Annotated in this window: 19 protein-coding genes and 1 pseudogene; 1 reads left to right on the top strand and 19 read right to left on the bottom strand. The window is 31.4% G+C overall.

The genetic code is table 11. The annotated features are described in order from the left end of the window. Window positions 1–22: 22 nt before the first annotated feature. Window positions 23–1,432 carry an NADP-dependent phosphogluconate dehydrogenase gene (gene gndA / locus LFT63_RS01700; protein ID WP_017637934.1) on the bottom strand — a complete coding sequence of 470 codons (1,410 nt, stop codon included), beginning with the start codon at window positions 1,430–1,432 and terminating at the stop codon, window positions 23–25. Between the two features lie 78 nt (window positions 1,433–1,510). Beyond that, a complete protein-coding gene (locus LFT63_RS01695) occupies window positions 1,511–2,632 on the bottom strand; it encodes a M20/M25/M40 family metallo-hydrolase (protein ID WP_340767809.1) in 1,122 nt (373 codons plus the stop codon). Window positions 2,633–2,787: 155 nt separating this feature from the next. On the opposite strand from LFT63_RS01695, the pseudogene LFT63_RS01690 reads away from it, so the two are divergent. Then, a pseudogene (locus tag LFT63_RS01690) lies at window positions 2,788–2,898 on the top strand (hypothetical protein); the annotation flags it as partial. Between the two features lie 82 nt (window positions 2,899–2,980). On the opposite strand, the gene LFT63_RS01685 reads toward LFT63_RS01690, so the two are convergent. From LFT63_RS01685 to argB, 17 genes are all read right to left on the bottom strand, one after another. Beyond that, window positions 2,981–3,970, bottom strand: a complete 990-nt coding sequence (locus LFT63_RS01685) for an aromatic acid exporter family protein (protein WP_340767808.1) — start codon at window positions 3,968–3,970, stop codon at window positions 2,981–2,983. Window positions 3,971–3,984: 14 nt separating this feature from the next. Then, the gene (gene brxB / locus LFT63_RS01680) at window positions 3,985–4,422 is read right to left on the bottom strand and encodes a bacilliredoxin BrxB (protein WP_029055305.1); all 438 of its coding nucleotides are present in this window, start codon (window positions 4,420–4,422) and stop codon (window positions 3,985–3,987) included. A 241-nt stretch (window positions 4,423–4,663) separates the two neighbouring features. Next, window positions 4,664–5,956 (bottom strand): dihydrolipoamide acetyltransferase family protein, encoded by a 1,293-nt coding sequence (locus LFT63_RS01675; protein ID WP_340767807.1) that lies wholly within the window; start codon window positions 5,954–5,956, stop codon window positions 4,664–4,666. A 12-nt stretch (window positions 5,957–5,968) separates the two neighbouring features. Further along, a complete protein-coding gene (locus LFT63_RS01670; protein ID WP_029055303.1) occupies window positions 5,969–6,952 on the bottom strand; it encodes an alpha-ketoacid dehydrogenase subunit beta in 984 nt (327 codons plus the stop codon). Beyond that, window positions 6,945–7,946, bottom strand: a complete 1,002-nt coding sequence (locus LFT63_RS01665) for a thiamine pyrophosphate-dependent dehydrogenase E1 component subunit alpha (protein ID WP_017637927.1) — start codon at window positions 7,944–7,946, stop codon at window positions 6,945–6,947. The genes LFT63_RS01670 and LFT63_RS01665 overlap by 8 nt, the downstream gene beginning before the upstream one ends. Before the next feature lie 16 nt (window positions 7,947–7,962). Then, on the bottom strand, window positions 7,963–9,390 hold the full coding sequence (gene lpdA, locus LFT63_RS01660) for a dihydrolipoyl dehydrogenase (RefSeq protein ID WP_029055302.1): 1,428 nt from the start codon (window positions 9,388–9,390) through the stop codon (window positions 7,963–7,965). A gap of 214 nt (window positions 9,391–9,604) precedes the next feature. Then, a complete protein-coding gene (gene recN, locus LFT63_RS01655; RefSeq protein ID WP_108000529.1) occupies window positions 9,605–11,284 on the bottom strand; it encodes a DNA repair protein RecN in 1,680 nt (559 codons plus the stop codon). 15 nt (window positions 11,285–11,299) lie between these two features. Beyond that, on the bottom strand, window positions 11,300–11,752 hold the full coding sequence (gene ahrC, locus LFT63_RS01650; RefSeq protein WP_017637924.1) for a transcriptional regulator AhrC/ArgR: 453 nt from the start codon (window positions 11,750–11,752) through the stop codon (window positions 11,300–11,302). Between the two features lie 300 nt (window positions 11,753–12,052). Next, a complete protein-coding gene (locus LFT63_RS01645) occupies window positions 12,053–12,934 on the bottom strand; it encodes a polyprenyl synthetase family protein (RefSeq protein ID WP_340767806.1) in 882 nt (293 codons plus the stop codon). Further along, window positions 12,912–13,142 (bottom strand): exodeoxyribonuclease VII small subunit, encoded by a 231-nt coding sequence (locus LFT63_RS01640; protein ID WP_017637922.1) that lies wholly within the window; start codon window positions 13,140–13,142, stop codon window positions 12,912–12,914. The genes LFT63_RS01645 and LFT63_RS01640 overlap by 23 nt, the downstream gene beginning before the upstream one ends. After that, window positions 13,135–14,472, bottom strand: coding sequence for an exodeoxyribonuclease VII large subunit (xseA, locus tag LFT63_RS01635; RefSeq protein ID WP_029055299.1), 1,338 nt, complete (start codon window positions 14,470–14,472; stop codon window positions 13,135–13,137). Before xseA ends, LFT63_RS01640 begins: the two co-directional genes overlap by 8 nt. Before the next feature lie 18 nt (window positions 14,473–14,490). Continuing rightward, the gene (gene nusB / locus LFT63_RS01630; RefSeq protein ID WP_017637920.1) at window positions 14,491–14,877 is read right to left on the bottom strand and encodes a transcription antitermination factor NusB; all 387 of its coding nucleotides are present in this window, start codon (window positions 14,875–14,877) and stop codon (window positions 14,491–14,493) included. A 101-nt stretch (window positions 14,878–14,978) separates the two neighbouring features. Continuing rightward, window positions 14,979–15,341 carry an Asp23/Gls24 family envelope stress response protein gene (locus LFT63_RS01625; protein ID WP_017637919.1) on the bottom strand — a complete coding sequence of 121 codons (363 nt, stop codon included), beginning with the start codon at window positions 15,339–15,341 and terminating at the stop codon, window positions 14,979–14,981. Window positions 15,342–15,353: 12 nt separating this feature from the next. Next, the gene (accC, locus tag LFT63_RS01620; protein ID WP_017637918.1) at window positions 15,354–16,712 is read right to left on the bottom strand and encodes an acetyl-CoA carboxylase biotin carboxylase subunit; all 1,359 of its coding nucleotides are present in this window, start codon (window positions 16,710–16,712) and stop codon (window positions 15,354–15,356) included. Continuing rightward, window positions 16,712–17,185, bottom strand: a complete 474-nt coding sequence (accB, locus tag LFT63_RS01615) for an acetyl-CoA carboxylase biotin carboxyl carrier protein (RefSeq protein ID WP_017637917.1) — start codon at window positions 17,183–17,185, stop codon at window positions 16,712–16,714. The genes accC and accB overlap by 1 nt, the downstream gene beginning before the upstream one ends. A 230-nt stretch (window positions 17,186–17,415) precedes the next feature. Beyond that, the gene (locus tag LFT63_RS01610) at window positions 17,416–18,555 is read right to left on the bottom strand and encodes an acetylornithine transaminase (RefSeq protein WP_340767805.1); all 1,140 of its coding nucleotides are present in this window, start codon (window positions 18,553–18,555) and stop codon (window positions 17,416–17,418) included. After that, on the bottom strand, window positions 18,555–19,295 hold the full coding sequence (gene argB, locus LFT63_RS01605; RefSeq protein ID WP_340767804.1) for an acetylglutamate kinase: 741 nt from the start codon (window positions 19,293–19,295) through the stop codon (window positions 18,555–18,557). Before argB ends, LFT63_RS01610 begins: the two co-directional genes overlap by 1 nt. Window position 19,296: the final 1 nt, after the last annotated feature.

Raw genomic sequence — 19,296 nt, 5'->3', positions numbered from 1 at the left:
GTAAGACGTTAAAATAATTTATTTATTCTTCTTCAACCCATTGTGTATGGAATACACCTTGACGATCTTTACGTTCATAAGTGTGAGCACCGAAGTAGTCACGTTGTGCTTGGATAAGGTTAGCAGGTAAATCTTCTGAACGATAACTATCGTAATAGTTTACACTTGCAGAGAAACCTGGTGTCGGAACACCATTTTTAACTCCTGTTGCAACAACGTCTCTTAAAGCGTCTTGATAATCTGTTACGATATTTTTGAAGTAAGGATCTAATAATAAGTTTTCAAGGTTTGGATTGTTATCATAGGCATCTTTAATTTTTTGTAAGAATTGAGCACGAATAATGCAACCTTCTCTCCAAATCATTGCAAGCTCGCCTAATTTTAAATTCCATTCATGATCTTCACTTGCTTTTCTCATTTGAGCAAAACCTTGTGCGTATGAACAAATCTTACTCATGTATAAAGCTTTTCTAATTTTTTCTAAGAATTCTTGTTTATCGCCATCAAATGAAGCAGTTGGTCCATTTAGTGATTTTGATGCATTTACACGTTCTTCTTTGATAGATGAAATGAAACGAGCAAATACTGATTCAGTAATAATTGTTAAAGGAATTCCTAATTCTAATGCGTTAATAGAAGTCCATTTACCAGTACCTTTTTGACCAGCTGTGTCTAGAATCTTTTCAACTAAAGGTTCGTTATCTTCATCTAATTTAGTGAAAATATCACCAGTAATTTCAATTAAGTAACTTTCAAGTTCTCCTGCATTCCAATCTTTGAAAGTTTGAGAAATTTCTGTATGACTCATACCTAATAAGTCTTTCATCATTGCATAACTTTCAGCAATTAATTGCATATCTGCATATTCAATACCATTATGAACCATTTTTACATAGTGTCCAGCACCATTTGGTCCAATATAAGTTACGCAAGAAGCACCATCTTGAGCTTTCGCTGCAATAGCATCAAGGATATCACTAACTTTATTATATGCATCTTCTTGTCCACCTGGCATTAATGAAGGACCAGTTAAGGCACCAACTTCTCCACCAGATACACCCATACCAATAAAGTTAACACCACTTTCAGCTAAAGCTTTATTACGACGGATTGTATCTTGATAATTAGTATTACCGCCATCAATAAGAATATCATCGTCATCTAATAAAGGTAATAAACCATCTATTGTTGCATCAGTAGCAGGTCCGGCTTTAACCATTAATAAAATTTTACGGGGTTTTTCTAAAGAATTAACAAATTCTTCTAATGAATATGTTGGGTGGATACTTTTTCCTTTTGATTCTTCTACCATTTCATCTGTTTTTTGTCTTGAACGGTTATAAACAGATACACTGTAACCACGTGATTCGATGTTCCATGCAAGGTTTTTACCCATTACGGCTAAACCTACTACACCTATTTGTTGTGTCATATTACTTACCTCTCTTATTCGAATATTTCAATAGTATTGTATCACAAATTAAGTATTTACTTCACTAAATTGACCGTGCTATTCTGCTACGAGTTCAATTATTTTTAGAACTTGATTTGTTAATAAATTAAGGTCTTTTACTGCTATTCTTTCACTAGTAGTATGGATATTTTCATAACCAACACCTAAAATGACAGACGGTATTCCATAAGTATTAATAATACTACCATCTGATCCACCACCAGAAATAACAGTATCACCTTTAAGACCTAAACTAATTGCACTTGCTTTAGCAAATTTGGTTACTTCGGCATCATCACTAATTTTGAAACCAGGATAACTTTTCTCGATTTCTACTTGAGCTTGACCTCCAAGTTCACTTGCAGTTTGTTCAAAAGTATCTTTCATGTGTTGAGCTTGTTGTTCAATACTTTGTTCATTATGTGAACGTGCTTCTGCCTCTATAACAACTTCATCAGCCACTATATTAGTAGCAGAACCACCATGAAACTTACCTATATTAGCAGTTGTTAAGTCATCAATTTGACCAAGTTTCATTTTACTAATCGCTTTAGCTGCAATATTTATAGCGCTTATACCTTCTGTTGGCGTACTAGCATGTGCGGTTTTCCCTTTTATCGTTGTGTTGATTTTCATTTGTGTTGGCGCACCAACAACTGTAGTTCCAACGTCAACACTCGCATCAATTGCATAGCCAAAATCAGCATCTAATAAAGAAGTATCTAGTGCTTGGGCACCAAGTAATCCTGATTCTTCACCTACAGTAATAACGAATTGGATTTGTCCATGTGATAAATTTTGTTCGTTAATTGTAGTGATTGCCTCTATGATAGCGGCTAAACCTGCTTTATCATCAGCCCCCAAAACTGTTGTTCCATCTGAGTATACATAGCCATCATCCTCTACATTAGGTTGAACTTTAATTCCTGGCACAACTGTGTCCATATGGCTTGTAAAATACAACTTCGGAACATCTTTATCTGATAAATTGCTTCTTAATGTACAAACAAGATTGTTAGAACCTAATCCTTCTGTTTCACTTGCTTGATCTTCCTTAACTTCTAAACCAAGTGATTCAAATTTCTCTTTTAAAATGGGTTGGATGACTTGTTCATGTCCAGTTTCTGAGTCAATTTTTACTAATTCTAAAAATGTATTTAAGAGACGTTCTTTATTCATCTTTAATATTCCCCCTTAATCATATAACTATAGTTTAACTGAATTCTGAATATATCAAAAATAAATTGATTGCATTCTCGATTTAAATCATATAATGTTATCTTATAATTAGATTTCGTATTAAATTAAGACGCAATTTAATATGTATTAGGCAATTGGAGGAACACCTTATGATGAATAAAGTTTTACGTATTATTATTATTGTTATGTTAGTTGCTGTAGTTTTAGCACTACTACTTACAAGTTTAGTTCCTATGATGAATTAATCTGATATTAAAAGATGTTCTTAATAGAAGTAGCCAGTGGCATATATGCCACTGGCTATTTTTTAATATACTTATTAGTTTTTTATGCGAAGTTCTTAATTTCACTATGCATTTTTAATGAACCAAAGTGAGATTTAATATTCAAATATTCTTCTAATTCATTTAACAACTGAATGATATTAGCACGTGAATTGAGTGCTTGATGTGATGTTGGTAAAGGTAATTCATCTAATGATAGTCGTATTTCATATAAGGAATGTAATCTTAAAGCAGTATAATCATTACTATTGACGTTATGACCAATTTCACAAAGCAATTGTGAAATATGCTCTAAAATAGGATCTTTAGTTTGAATATTTTCTATTAAAAATTTCATTCGTTTTAATAATTCAACTTGTTCTTCTCGCATATCAAAATAATGATAATATGAGTTTTCATTTCTCACGAAGTGGTTTTTAACATCTCTAAAAGCTAAAGATTTTGCTTTTTTAATATTTAAAACCAGTGGTTCGAACGTTATATTTAGGTCATGGTTTTGTTGTTTGCAAGCTTTGTCAAATACAATAAATACATCAGTAATTTGGTGTTCAATGTCATTTTTATAGCGTTTTAATGTTTTATCTAAACTTGGCATCATTAAGTTCATAATAAATGCTATACCTAGCCCAACAATGAGTAATAGTATTTCATTTATTATAAGATGTCCATCGATTGTTTTAGCATTAAAAACGTGTAATAAAATAACACAACTTGTAATGACACCTTCTTGTGCATTCAATACAACTGTTAACGGTATAAATAGCAATACTATTAAACCTAACACAATTGCGTGTTGTCCAAGTATGGAAAATATTGCAGAACCTAAAAATAATATTAATAAACAAGATACTAAACGTGAAATAATAGCAGTTAAAGAATGCATTTTTGTATGTTTTATACAAAGAACTACTAGGATCGCACTTGAAGCATAATTATCAAGGCCTAGTAGTTTACAAATAATAACGCCTAGAGTCATACCAACAGCTGTCTTGAGTGTTCTAAATCCAATCTTATAAGGATTTAACTTGAGCATCTAATTATGACCTCTTATCTTTCTTCACAATATTGATCAAATAATCCTTGTAATTGACTAATGACATTCATTACATCATGTCCTTCGATTTGATGACGTTCAATCATTTCAATGATTTTACCATCTTTAATAAGTGCGAAAGAAGGACTTGATGGTGCATAACCTTCAAAATAATCTCTTGCTTGTTGTGTTGCTTCTTTATCTTGACCAGCAAACACTGTTACGAGTCTATCAGGTAATTTATCATAATGAAGTGCATGTGTAGCTGCAGGACGAGCAATACCACCCGCACAACCACATACAGAATTAACCATAACTAATGTTGTGCCATCTTGTTTTAAAACTTTATCTACTTCGTCTGCTGTAGTTAATTGTTCATAACCAGCTTCTTCAATTTCATTTCTAGCTTGATCTACGACCCCATTCATATATAAATCAAAATTTAAATCCATAAATTAGAATCACCTTTCATTTTTTAAATTTACTGTCTTTATTTTACTAATTATAGTTACATACTTCAACATGCTTGATTAACCTATATGATAATAGGCATAAATACTTTCTAACATATGAAAGCATTTATGCCTAATCTTATAGTTGAATTTTCTCTTACTTTATAAATCTAAATATCTTTTAATCATTCCGACCTTATGAACGGTAATGTTATTGTATAGATTTAACTATATAGTAAATTTAATAAATATTTGTATTTTCTACAGTATATTGTTCAACACGTTGCTTAATATGATTCATAAATTGACCAGTTTGTAAGCCATCTAAAATTCTATGATCAATAGAAATACATAAATTAACCATGCTTCTAATTGCAATCATATCATCGATAACAACAGGTTTCTTAACGATTGATTCAACTTGTAATATAGCAGCTTGAGGATGATTAATAATACCCATAGAAGATACTGAGCCGAATGAGCCAGTGTTATTCACTGTAAATGTTCCACCTTGCATATCTTCTTGTGTTAATTTGTTATTTCTAGCTTTTTGAGCAAGTTCATTAATTTCTCTAGCTATACCTTTAATTGATTTTTCGTCAGCATGTTTAATGACTGGAACGAATAATTTATTTTCATGAGCTACCGCTATAGAAATATTAATATCTTTATGAATTTTAATTTCATTACCATTCCAACTACTGTTTAACATTGGATAAGCTTTTAATGCATCTGCTACTGCTTTTACAAAGAAAGCAAAGAATGTCAGATTATATCCTTCATTTTTCTTAAAGCTATTTTTAAAGTGATTTCTTGTTTTCACTAGATTTGTTGCATCAGCTTCGATCATCATCCAACCGTGTGGAATTTCAGTAGCACTTGTAACCATATTTTGAGCAATCGCTTTACGCACACCATTCACTGGCATTGCATTTTGAGTAGATTCGATTTGATCTTGTGAATGATTAGGTATAGTAGTTGATTTTGGTTCATTTTGTGGTTGTGCATGATTGTTATTAGTTTGATTTTCAGTTGGATTATTAATATAAGCTAATACATCTTTTTTCATAACTCTACCTTCAAAACCTGTACCCGTAACCTGTGATAAATCGATTTGATTTTCAGAAGCTAATTTAAATACTACTGGTGAAAATCGACCATTATTTTTAGATTTGTCTGAGTTTTCTTTTGATGTCGAGTTTTGTTGGACACTAGATTGTGTATCTTGATGATTTACTTGAGTGTTTTCAGTTTTCTCTTGTTGTTGATTATCATTAGAAGTATTTTCTACATTATTTTCATTAGGTGAATCGATTTTACAAATAACAGTATTAATTTCTACTGTTTCACCTTCGCTAATAACTATTTCAGTAATTGTACCTGCAACAGTAGAAGGCACTTCAGCAGTTACTTTGTCAGTAATTACTTCACATAACGGTTCATATTCTTCAACATAATCGCCAACAGATACTAGCCATTGTTCTATAGTACCTTCATGTACACTCTCGCCTAGTTTTGGCATTTTGATATCCATTATTAAGCCTCCTTAAAATTCTGCGAGTTCTCGCATTTTCGCTTGTATTTTTTCTGGATTCATCATTAACTCGTTTTCTAATACTGGAGAGAATGGCATTGATGGTACATCAGAACCTGCTAAACGCATGATTGGTGCATCTAATTCGAATAAGCAATTTTCAGCAATAATAGCTGAAGCCTCTGACATTACGCTACCTTCCAAGTTATCTTCAGTTACTAGTAGTACTTTTCCTGTTTTCTTAGCACGATCAATGATTGTTTCTTTATCTAATGGATAAACAGTTCTTAAATCAACAACTTCTACATTGATACCATCTTCTGCAAGAATATCGGCAACTTGTAAGCAATAATTAACCATTAAACCATAACAAAATACAGTGATATCATCACCTTCACGTTTTACATCAGCTTTACCTAAAGGAACTGTATAATATTCTTCTGGTACTTCTTCTTTTAAGAAACGATATGCCTTTTTATGTTCAAAGAAAAGTACTGGATCATTTGATTCAATTGAAGACAATAATAATCCTTTAGCATCATATGGAGATGAAGGGATAACGATTGTTAAACCTGGTGTTGATGCAAAAATACTTTCAATACTTTGTGAATGGTATAAACCACCATGCACGCCACCACCAAAAGGCGCTCTTATAGTAATTGGACATTGCCAATCATTATTTGAACGATAACGCATTTTTGCAGCTTCACTAATAATTTGGTTTGTTGCAGGTAAAATAAAGTCGGCAAATTGAATCTCTGCAATAGGACGTTTACCTAACATTGCAGCACCAATAGCTGTACCAACTATATTAGATTCTGCTAAAGGTGTATCAATGACGCGTTCTTTACCATATTTACTTTGTAGACCAAGAGTAGCACCGAATACGCCACCTTTTTTACCAACATCTTCTCCAAGAATAAAAGTATTTTGGTCTTTTTCCATAGCTACATCTTGAGCTTGGCGAATCGCGTCTAAATAAGTCATCTTAGTCATGATTGATACTCCCTTCTTCTTCATAAACATATGCATAAGCTTCTTCTACAGAAGGATATGGTGCTTCTTCAGCAGCTTTAGTAGCATGATTAATGATTTGTTTATGCTCCTCTTCAATTTCTGCTAACCAAGCGTCATCAATAATTCCTAAATCTAATAAATGGTTTTTAAAATGAATATTACAATCTGCTTCTTTTAATCCATCACGTTCTTCTTGTGTTCTATATTTATCATCATCATCAGATGAATGAGCAGTCATTCGAGAAGTTACGGCTTCGATTAGTGTAGCACCTTCTCCGTTAAGTGCGCGATCACGTGACTCTTTCATCGCTTTATATACAGCTATTGGATCATTACCATCAACTTGTTCTCCATGCATACCATAACCTATTGCTCTATCTGATAGATTTTTAGCAGCATATTGTAAAGAATCTGGAACAGAAATAGCATATTTGTTATTAATAATGACACAAACAAAAGGTAATTTATGTACACCTGCAAAATTTAAACCTTCATGAAAATCACCTTGGTTTGAACTACCTTCACCAACTGTTGCAGTTGCTATATTTTGTTTGTTGTCCATTTTTAAAGCTAAAGCTGCACCAACTGAATGTGGTATTTGAGTAGCCACGGGTGAACTTTGTGATAAAATCCCCTTTTCTCTGTGACTATAGTGTGATGGCATTTGTTTACCACCTGAATTAACATCATCTCTTTTACCGAAAGAAGCTAACATCGTATCTAAAGGTGTAATACCCATATATGTTACGAAAGCTAAATCTCTATAATAAGGAGAAGATATATCACCTTGTTTCATAGCGTAAGCCATTCCTATTTGAGTTGCTTCTTGTCCTTGACCACTAACAACGAAAGGAATTTTCCCAGCTCTATTGAGTAACCAAAGTCTTTCGTCCAGTTTTCTGCCAAGATCCATCCATTTATACATATTTTTTAGGTCTTCTTCTGTAAGGCCTGCTGACTTATAGTCAATCATGTCATTTCCTCCCTAATTATACGTGAATTGCTCTGTCTTCAACTTTTAGTCCAAGTTCCATCAATACTTCAGAAAGTGATGGATGGGCATGTGTAGTTAATCCGAGTTCTAATGAAGACCCATTCATAAATTGTAGTAATGATACTTCATTAATTAACTCAGTTACATGTGGACCTATCATATTTAGTCCAATAATTTCATCTTGTTCTTGATCAATAATGATTTCACAAAAACCATTTTGATTATCAATTGAATCAATCATGGCTTTCCCAATTGCTTTAAAAGATACTTTAAAACTCTTGGCTTTAATATTATCATTTTTAGCTTGTTCTAAATTTTTACCAATTGATGCAATTTCAGGATAAGTGTAGATACATTTTGGCATTAAATCATAATTAACGGGAAGTGGAGCATTATCAAACATATGTTCAACTGCCACTATTCCTTCTTTAGAACCAACATGAGCAAGCTGAATTTTACCAATACAATCACCTGCTGCATATATATGTTTATCTTCAGTTTGTTGATATTGGTTCGTAATAATGTGACCAGATTTTGTTGTCTTAATTTTAGTATTATTAAGTCCAATATCAGTTGTATTAGGCTTTCTACCAACTGATAATAGGATACGTTCAACAGTGATTTGTTCATCATTAATTTTAATTGTTGCTTCATTAGTTTCATCATTAATAGAAACACTTTGATTATCTAAGGCAACATTTTCAAAAAACTTAGTTCCTCGATTTTCGAGCTCATTCTTAATTGTTTTAGCAATTTGTTTACTTTCATTCGGTAAAATACGCTCATTAGCCTCAATTACGGTAACTGAAACACCTAAATCAGTTAAATATGAGGCAAATTCTAATCCAATTACGCCCCCACCTATAATAGCTATACTATTAGGTAATTGATCCATTTTTAAGATATCATCGCTAGATAAAATAACTTGATGATCAAATTGTAAAAATGGCAATTCTGAAGGAGTTGAACCGGTAGCTATTAATACAAATTGATTAGGAATCATTTCATTTTCGCCATCTTCAAATTCAACTGAGATAGTTCCACTTTGTGGTGAAAAGATAGACTCACCTAATATGCGTCCAGTTCCATTATAAATGTCGATATGGTTTTGTTTCATCAAATGTTGTACACCTTGATACATTTGATTGACAATTTCGTCTTTTCTTTCTAATATTCGTTCATAATTAAGGCTATATTCAGGAACTTCGATCCCAAATTGTTTAGCGTGTTTCACTGTATGGAAGACTTCTGCAGATTTTAGTAATGATTTTGTAGGGATACAACCTTTATGTAAGCATGTACCACCTAAAAGAGACTTTTCTACAATTGCAACTTTCTTACCAAGTTGTGATGCACGAATTGCTGCCACATAACCAGCAGTTCCTCCACCGAGTACTACTAAATCATATTGTTTTTCAGACATTTGCTTACTCCTAACTCTATGTATAGAGAAATTCAATATACATGTGATATTGAATATTCTCATATAAATTGTTATTAACTATCTAACGTTCTCTCATATAAAACAATACTTTAATATTTTACATCAGTTAAAACATTTTAGAAATTCTAAAATGTTCATTTTTTTGAATAAAAAGTGACTAAACACATTATTTGTTTAAAAGAAATTTCAAAGTTTATGATTTTCTTTGATTTTGAGCAATCATTTCTTTTGCATTTTCTCGGGTAAGATCAGTTACGCTAGCTCCCGAAATCATACGTGCAACTTCATCAATTCTATCATCATCTTCTAATTCTTTTACTTGAGTCGTCGTACGATCTTCTGTTGTCTGTTTAGAAATAAGTAAATGATGATCACTCATTGTTGCAACTTGTGGTAAGTGAGAAATACATATAACTTGAATATATTCAGCAATATCACGCATTTTTTCTGCCATTTTTTGGGCTGCCTGACCAGATACTCCAGAATCAACTTCATCAAATAAAATAGCAGTTTGTCCTCTAGATTGAACAAATATACTTTTTAACGCTAACATAATTCTAGATAATTCTCCTCCTGAAGCTATTTTATTTAAGCTTTTTAGAGGTTCACCTTTGTTAGGACTGATTAAAAATTCTACAAATTCTATACCTTCGATATTAGGTTCATCCAAGGGTTTGAAAGATATTTCAAGATTTGCGTCTTTCATTTGGAGATTTTGAATTTCTGCGACGATGTGGTCTCTTAATTCTCTTGCAACTTTTCGTCTTTCTCCTGATAAAGATTTACCTATTTTAATCACTTGTTTATATAAATCGTTAATTTCTTCGCGTAATTGAGAAGTACTTTCTTCATAATTTTCAATTTTACTTATTTCATTTTCTAATTTACCTTGGTATGCGATGAGTTCAGAAATATCTTTACCATATTTTCTTTTTAGATTATTAAGTAAATTCATACGCGATTCTAGTTCATTTAACATTTGCTCATCAAATTCTGTATTTGTCATTTCATCGTATAATTCATGTTTTGCATCTTCTAAAGTATAGTAAAATTGATCCACTTCTTCTTTTAATTTTACATATTTATCTGGAACAATATCATTAATTTCATTTAGAAAATTACTTAATTCGTATAATCGATCAGTGATAGCATTTTCATCAGTTAGTGTTAAATGTGCATTATTTAAAGCAAGACTTAATTTTTCTGAGTTTTGTATTCTTTTAATATCTGTTTCTAACTGTTCAACTTCACCTTCTTTTAATGAAGCTTCAGATATCTCTTCTAATTGGAATTTCATTAAATCTAATCTTTGTAATAACGCTTGGTCAGCTGATTCTAATTCCTCTAGCTCTTTACGTTTAGCTTTATATTGATTAAATACACTATGATATTCTGAAAGTAACTGACTATATTGGTCACCAGCATAATTATCGAGTAACTGTAAGTGATACTTCTGCTTTAATAGAGATTGTGTTTCATGTTGGCCATGAATATCTAATAATTCTTGCATCACTTTTCTTAAATCTTGTAAAGTTATTGTCTGATTATTAATTCTACAAATACTTTTACCTGAGCTAAAAATTTCTCTCTTTACTAATAAAAAATCTTCATCTATATCAATATTTAGATTTTGTAGGACATGAATTGCATCTTTACTGTTATCGATATCAAAAATACCTTCAATTATAGCTTTCTTTTCACCGTGTCTAACATAATCTGATGAAGCTCGCATACCAATAAGTTGACCAATTGCATCGATAATGATTGATTTACCTGCACCAGTTTCACCACTTAAAACAGTTAAACCATCTGAAAATTGAATTTCTAATTCATCGATGATTGCAAATTGTTTTATTGATAAGGTTTGTAACATAAATTCATCGCATCCTTATAATAAATTGAAAATTCTAGTTTTAATTTCTTCACTTGCTTCTTCATTACGACAAATAATAAGGCAAGTATCATCACCACAAATTGTTCCTAATACTTCTTCCCAATCAATTTGGTCTAAAATTGCGCCTATAGATTGAGCGTTTCCTGGTAATGTTTTGAGTACAAGAAGATTACCAGTTCCTTCTATATTTACAAATGAATCCATTAAATATCTTCCTAATTTTTCTAAAGGATGATATTTACGATCATTTGGTAAACTATATACGTATTGACCTGAAGCAGCAGGAACTTTGATCAATTGTAGTTCTTTAATATCTCGTGAAACAGTTGCTTGTGTTACATTAAGTTCGTATTCATTTAAACGTTTTACTAATTCATCTTGTGTTTCAATTTGTTCATTCGAAATAATTTCTCTAATCTTTATATGTCTTACAGATTTCTTTGGCAAAATTAACACCTCTAGTTACGAATATTTATACAATTATTTTAACATATGCATTTCATATCTACTACTCATCACCATTCGAAATACTACTATAAATTAAGTTCAATAGGCATGATGATAATGATGTAATAACAACTGAAGATAAATTAATTAATAGTTAATTATATGCATTTTAGAAATATAGTGAATATTTATTGTATAACGACAGTGAGATTCTAATTAAAACATAAAATAAGGTTAACAAAAATTGAATGTAATTTCTGTTAACCTCTTATTGAAAAATTATTATAAGTACTAAATGGTTTAGTGATCTCGATTGTAAAATAATTCTACGATTTGTTTTAAGTTAGAATTATCATATTTATCATTAATATTTTCTAAAGATTTAAGTGCTTCATTTTTATGATAATTTAACTTTTCTTCTGCACCGTCTTTATTTAATAGTGATACATAAGTACTTTTATCATTTTCTAAATCACTACCAACTTTTTTACCTAATTTTTGTTCGTCACCATAGATATCTAATAAATCATCTTTAATTTGGAACATTAATCCTAAATGATCACTAAATTCGTTTAACATTTCTGAAGTTTGTTCGTCAGTATGAGCAATATCTACTGCACTCATAATTGCAAAAGTTAATAGTGCACCTGTTTTTGTTCGGTGAATTGCTTCTAAAGTTGATAAATCTATTGCTTTGTCTTCACTTTGCATATCAAGAGTTTGTCCACCGACCATGCCTAAATGTCCGCTAGCATATGCTAAACGTTGGATGACTTTGATTTTAGTTGTATCGTTTATATTTGTGTCATTCGATACTAGATCAAAAGCTTTTGTTAAAAGTGCGTCACCTGCTAAAATTGCTTTCCATTCGCCAAATACTTTATGATTTGTTAGTTTACCTCTACGGTAATCATCATTATCCATCGCTGGAAGATCATCATGAATAAGCGAATATGTATGAATCATTTCTAATGCTAAAGCAGTTTGCATTCCTTTTTGGTAATCTACCTCTAACATATCTAATGTAAGAAGTAAGAGAACTGGACGGAGTCTTTTGCCGCCTGCATTAAGTGAATAAAGCATACTTTCCTCTAAATCAGTATTTAAATTCGACTGTGGAATAGTTTCTTTTAGAGCGATATTAATCTCATTAATTAAATCATTCATTTGTAGATTCTTCATTATCTTGCTCCTCGTTTTCCTCTTGCATTAATTTGTTTACCTTTTTCTCGGCATCTTTTAATGTTGAGTCACACGCTGTAGATAGTTTCATTCCTCTTTGATATAAATCTAAAGATTCCTCTAATGAGACGGTTTCATTATCTAATTTTTGTACGATACTTTCTAATTCTTGCATCATTTCTTCAAAGCTTTGTTTTTCTTTACTCATCATTACACCTTACTTTCTTAACAATGGCGTCGACTTGACCATCTTTCATAGTTAATACTATGTCATCATTTTCAGACATATCTTTAGTACTAGTTATAACATTGTCATCTTTATTAACAATAGCGTAACCACGTAACATCGTATTTGTTGGACTTAACTGATTAAGTTGTTCTAGCTTAGATTTAAGTTCTTTTTTATATTGAGTTAAATCATAATTCATCTTTTGTGACAGACGAGATTTGAATTGATCATTTTGTTGCTGATTTCTAATAATAGATGTTTGTAAGTGTTTAGGATTAAATCGTTGCTTTAATAAATTGAGTTGATGTTGTTGTTGTTCTAATTTAATCGTTAATTTTTGTTTTAATTGCTTTTCTAAATCGTCTCTTTTTTGAATTTGTTGATCATATAATAAAGATGGTTGTTTGAATTTATAATATGATGACAAATGCTCAAGATGTTTCTTTTGCTGTTCGACATATTGTTTAATGTGTCTAGTTAATGTGAATTGATATTGTTTGATTTGTTGCAATAATTCATACTGGTCTGGCGTTGCCATGACAGCAGCTTGAGTTGGCGTTGCAGCGCGTACATCAGCTACAAAATCACTTAATGTAAAATCTGTTTCGTGTCCAACTGCAGAAATAATAGGTGTTTCACATTCGAAGATTGCTTTAACAACTTCTTCTTCATTGAAGTTCCATAAATCTTCAATGGAACCACCGCCACGACCAACTATAATTGTATCAACATCAAGACTATCAGCATATTTAATTTTCTCTATAATGTCTTCTTTTGCTTGTTGTCCCTGTACGAGTGTACTTATTTGTACTTGTTCAACTATAGGATATCTACTATTGATTGTTGAATGTATATCTCTAATAGCTGCTCCTGTACTTGCTGTTAATACCGCAATTTTCTTAGGGAATTTAGGAATAGATTTTTTATTACTATTATCAAAATAACCTTCTTTTGAAAGTTTCTTTTTGAGTTCTTCTAATTTTTGATATAAATTGCCTATTCCATCCAACTGCATCTTATTAACATAAATTTGATAGTTACCTCTACGCTCATAAACAGAGACTCGTGCTTCTAATAAAACTTCGTCGCCTTCTTTAGGTTCGAAGTTAAGTTTTGACGCACTACCTTTAAACATCATTGCACTTATGACACTTTCTTTATCTTTCACATTAAAATATAAGTGGCCGCTAGAATGTTTTTTGAAATTGGATAACTCGCCTTTGATTAGAACTGATTGTAAATGTGGATCTTGATCAAATTTGTATTTAATATATTTGGTTAATGTTGAAACTGTTAAGTAATCAGTCATAATTATCACTCAATTTTATTAGTTTATATTACTTAATACACCATTGATAAATTTATAATGGTCGTCATCACTAAATTGCTTAGCTAGTTCTACGGCTTCGTTAATGACTACTTTTGCTGGAGTTTCACTATGCAAAATTTCAAATGTTGCCATACGTAAGATGATACGATCTGTTTTTAGTAATCTTTCAAGTGACCAATCTTTAAGGTATGGTTTTATTTTTTCATCTAAAACAGGTTCATGATCCTTAACTCCAGTTACAAGCCAATGAATAAAATCGAAATCTAAATCTGGATAATCATCTTTGATAAAGTTTATAGCTTCATTAATTGTTAGATCTGTATCTTTTATCTCTAATTGAAATAAAGTTTGGAAAGCTTGGACTCTTGATTCTTTACGACTCATAAATTACTCCTTCAAACGTTTTTATAAAAGACAAGGTACTGTTGAGAAATATTTATTTTAATTTTAAAATCTCTGAACAAGTACCTATCTTAAGTTAATATTTATTTTTCTATTACTATTTGAGTAATATGAACATTAATTTGTTGTGGTTCAATGGCTGCCATTGTTGATATTTGATTAAAAATAGCAGTTTGAATTTGATTTGCGGTTTTGGAGATATTGATACCATGCTTAAGTGCACAATAAACATCAATATAAATACCGTCTTCTCTTGCATCTATTTTTAAATCTCTATTTAAATTTTTACGACTAATTTTTTCTAAGTTAGTATTTTTAAGTTCTGCAAAATGTCCTGTAATGCCATCTACTTCTGATGTGGCAATACTTGCAATAACAGATAAAACTTCTGGAGCAATTTCGATTTTGCCTAAATTTGTATGAGAATAATCTGCAACATTGACCATTGTTTTAACCTCCTATTGTTTGTCATCAGCCATAATATTATATTTTTCAAGGAATTTCGTATTAAATTCACCACTTCTGAATACATCATTATTCAATAATCTTAGGTGGAAAGGTATTGTCGTATCTATTCCTAAAACTAAATACTCACTTAAAGCTCTAATACCTGTCATGATAGCTTCATCGCGCGTTGATTCATGAACGATTAATTTCGCTACCATAGAATCATAATAAGGTGGAATTGTATAATTAGTATAACATGCAGACTCGATTCTTACTCCGAATCCACCCGGTGCTAAATACTGAGTAATTTTACCTGGAGAAGGCATAAAATCTTTATATGGATTTTCAGCATTTATTCTAAATTCAATAGCATGACCATTAATTTTGATGTCTTTTTGTTTGAATGGTAATGCTTCACCCATTGCAACTTTTAATTGTAATTTAACTAAATCAACACCTGTTACCATTTCAGTTACTGGGTGTTCAACTTGGATACGTGTATTCATTTCCATAAAGTAGAATTTATCATCATTTAAGTCATATATAAATTCGATTGTACCTGCGTTTTCATAGTTTACAGCTTTAGCTGCTCTAATAGCTGCATTACCCATTTCTTGGCGTGTTTCTTCAGATAATATAGGTGATGGTGCTTCTTCAACTAATTTTTGCATACGACGTTGAATTGTACAGTCTCTTTCACCTAAATGGATAACATTTCCGAAACTATCACCAATAATTTGGATTTCAATATGACGGAAGTTTTCGATGAACTTTTCTAAGTATAAACCGCCATTACCAAATGCAGTTTCCGCTTCTTGTTGTGTCATTCTATATCCAGTTTCAAGTTCTTTCTCATCACGAGCAACACGGATACCTTTACCGCCGCCACCTGCAGTAGCTTTAATAATGACTGGGTAACCAATTTTCTTAGCGACTTTCTTTGCATCATCGATATTATGAACTAAGCCTTCACTACCAGGTACAACAGGTACATTAGCTTTTATCATTTCTGCTTTCGCAACGTCTTTGATACCCATTTTTTGGATTGATTCATAGCTAGGTCCGATAAATTTTAGCTGACATGCTTCACATAATTCTGCAAAGTCAGCATTTTCAGCTAAAAATCCATAGCCAGGATGTACGCCATCACAACCAGTTGATGTTGCAATTGATAGGATATTGGGAATGTTTAAATATGAGTCTTTAGACAGGGTTGGACCGACGCAGTATGCTTCATCAGCAATTTGAGTATGTAAAGCGTCTTTGTCTCCTTCTGAATAGACTGCAACTGTTTGAATACCTAACTCATGGCATGCTCTTATAATTCTTACAGCAATTTCACCACGATTAGCGATGAGTATTTTCTTCATTATTTCACCTTGAATAACGGTTGGCCATACTCTACCATTTGTCCGTCTTCTACTAATATTTCTACTATTTCTCCTGAAATTTCAGCTTGAATTTCATTGAATAACTTCATTGCTTCTAAGATACAAACAGTTGTATCGTTGGAAACTTTATCTCCAACTTGTACATATGCACCCTCTTCTGGTGAAGGTGATTTATAAAACGTTCCAACCATTGGTGCGTTAATTGTTTCGTAATTGTCTGAAGCTGTTTCTTGAGTTTGATTATCTTCACTAGGTTGTTGCACAGGTTGAGTAGCATGTTGAGGTTGTGCTATTGATTGCGCTGGCGCTTGTGCTACTTGTGGCGTTATAATTTCAGTTTCTTTTTGTTTTTTTAAGTTAACTACGCTACCTTTGTTATCTTCAATGTTAATTTCAGTTAAGTTTGATTGATCAAGAATCTCAATTAATTCTTTTATTTCTTTAAAGTTCATAATTATTACTGACTCCTTCAGTTTGTTTTCATCTACCCGTCTATTTTACTTGAGTAAACCGCTCAATTCAAGCATGAGAAGATATCCTCTAATTTCATTTTAAATTGAGAGCGATATATCAACGATTAAATTGATAAGTAATATAAATAGATTAATCGTATATAGTCATTTGTAAAACATAAAAAACGTGAAAGATCGTATGTTGATTGCTTTCACGTTATTGTGTTAGTTTAATATTTTTTATTGAAAATTTGATTTAAAATGCTTATTGCTTTATCAATTTGTTGTGAAGTAATAGTAAGTGGAGGTAGTAATCGAATAACATTTTGGCCTACTGGTAAAACAATTAATCCTCGGCGACGAGCTTCGTTAACTAATTGTTCTATATTTAATGTTGTTTCAATACCAATCATTAACCCTTTACCACGGATGTCTATAATATTTGGATTATCATTTAATTGTTTTTTTAATTTAGCAAGTAAAGTTTTACCTTTTAAACTAATTTGATTTAAAAATTCTTTATCTTTTACTATTGAGAGGGTTTCTTTAGCCACTGTCATTGCTAATTTATTTCCGCCAAATGTAGATCCATGACTACCATAATCAAAGGCATGGCTCAAACGACGATGTCCTATCATAGCACCACACGGTATACCATTTGCTAGCCCTTTAGCAGATGTAATAATATCAGGTTGAATACCATACTGTTCATATGCAAATAGCGTTCCAGTGCGACCTATTCCAGTTTGAATTTCATCTATTATCAATAATATGTTGTTGTCTTTGCATAACTGATTTAATTGATTAATAAATGTTGATTGCGCCAGATGTATACCTGATTCACCTTGAATTAATTCGAGCATAATTGCTGCAGTATCACTAGAAATTAATGATTTAACACTTTCAATATCATTGAATTTGGCAAACGAAAAATGTGGAACACCATCACCAAATCCATATTTAATTTTAGATTGTCCTGTCGCTGACATTGCACCATAAGTCCTATCGTGAAATGATTGTTCAAAGCAAATTATAGATTGTTTACTAGTGAATTTTCGTGCTAATTTAATGGCTGCTTCATTTGCTTCGGCACCACTATTACAAAAGTAAACACAATAGTCTTGATCATCTACTAACGATTTTGCAACTTCTTCTTGTAATGTATTTATGTATAAATTAGGCGTGTGCCAAATAAGGTTAATTTGCTGTTGTAATGCATCAATAAGTTGTGGATGAAATCCTAAGTTTGTAACACCAATTCCTGATGAAAAATCGAGATATTTATTACCATTTTCATTGATTAGTTCATTGCCCTGTGCTTTTACGAATTCAATATTTGATCGTTTATAATTTTGAAATAAATAACTCATTAGATGTTCCCCTCTATGACTGTCCCTGTTAACAAGTTGTCACCTATGATAACTTTCTTGACCCCTGATTTTACTGTATCAACAGCACTTTCAATCTTAGGTATCATTCCACCAGTAATAATGTTTTCTTTTATTTTAGTTTGTACCTCACTTATATGTAATCGATTGATAAGTTTTCCGTTTTCTAAGACACCTTTTACATCTGTCATTAGAATCAATTTTTGTGCTTTTAGTGAAATAGCTATGGCAGTTGCTAAATGGTCCGCATTAATGTTGATTAATTCACCATTTATATGAGTACCTAATGATGCTAATACTGGGATATTATTTTTATTTAAAAGAGGATTAATATAATTTGGATTAATTTGTATAGATGTACCTACAGAACCATATATTTTATAATTCAAATACTCTGCTTTTATAAATGAGAGTTGCTTATCTTTTAAGTGATTGACTGTTATGTTTTGCTTCTTTAAATATGCAGTTAATTGTGCACCTACATGATTGAAAAGTGCTTCTTTTATTATAGGAAGATCTGATTTTGATGTTATTCTAAGACCATCCTTTTTTATTGTAGTATGGCCTGCATTGATTAATAATTCTTCGATCACTTTTCCTCCACCATGTATGATAATAATTTGATATCGTTGTTTAATCCAAATTTTTAACTGTTGTATTGTTTCAGGTGTAATGTTTTTTGTTGCAATACCGCCCATTTTTATTACTATAATTTTATTCATA

The organism is Staphylococcus sp. FSL H8-0121, from assembly GCF_038008425.1.
In the GTDB taxonomy this organism is placed as follows: Bacteria; Bacillota; Bacilli; order Staphylococcales; family Staphylococcaceae; genus Staphylococcus; species Staphylococcus pasteuri.
Note: the sequence above shows the minus strand (reverse complement) of the source record. Positions and strands in the feature narration are given on the sequence as shown.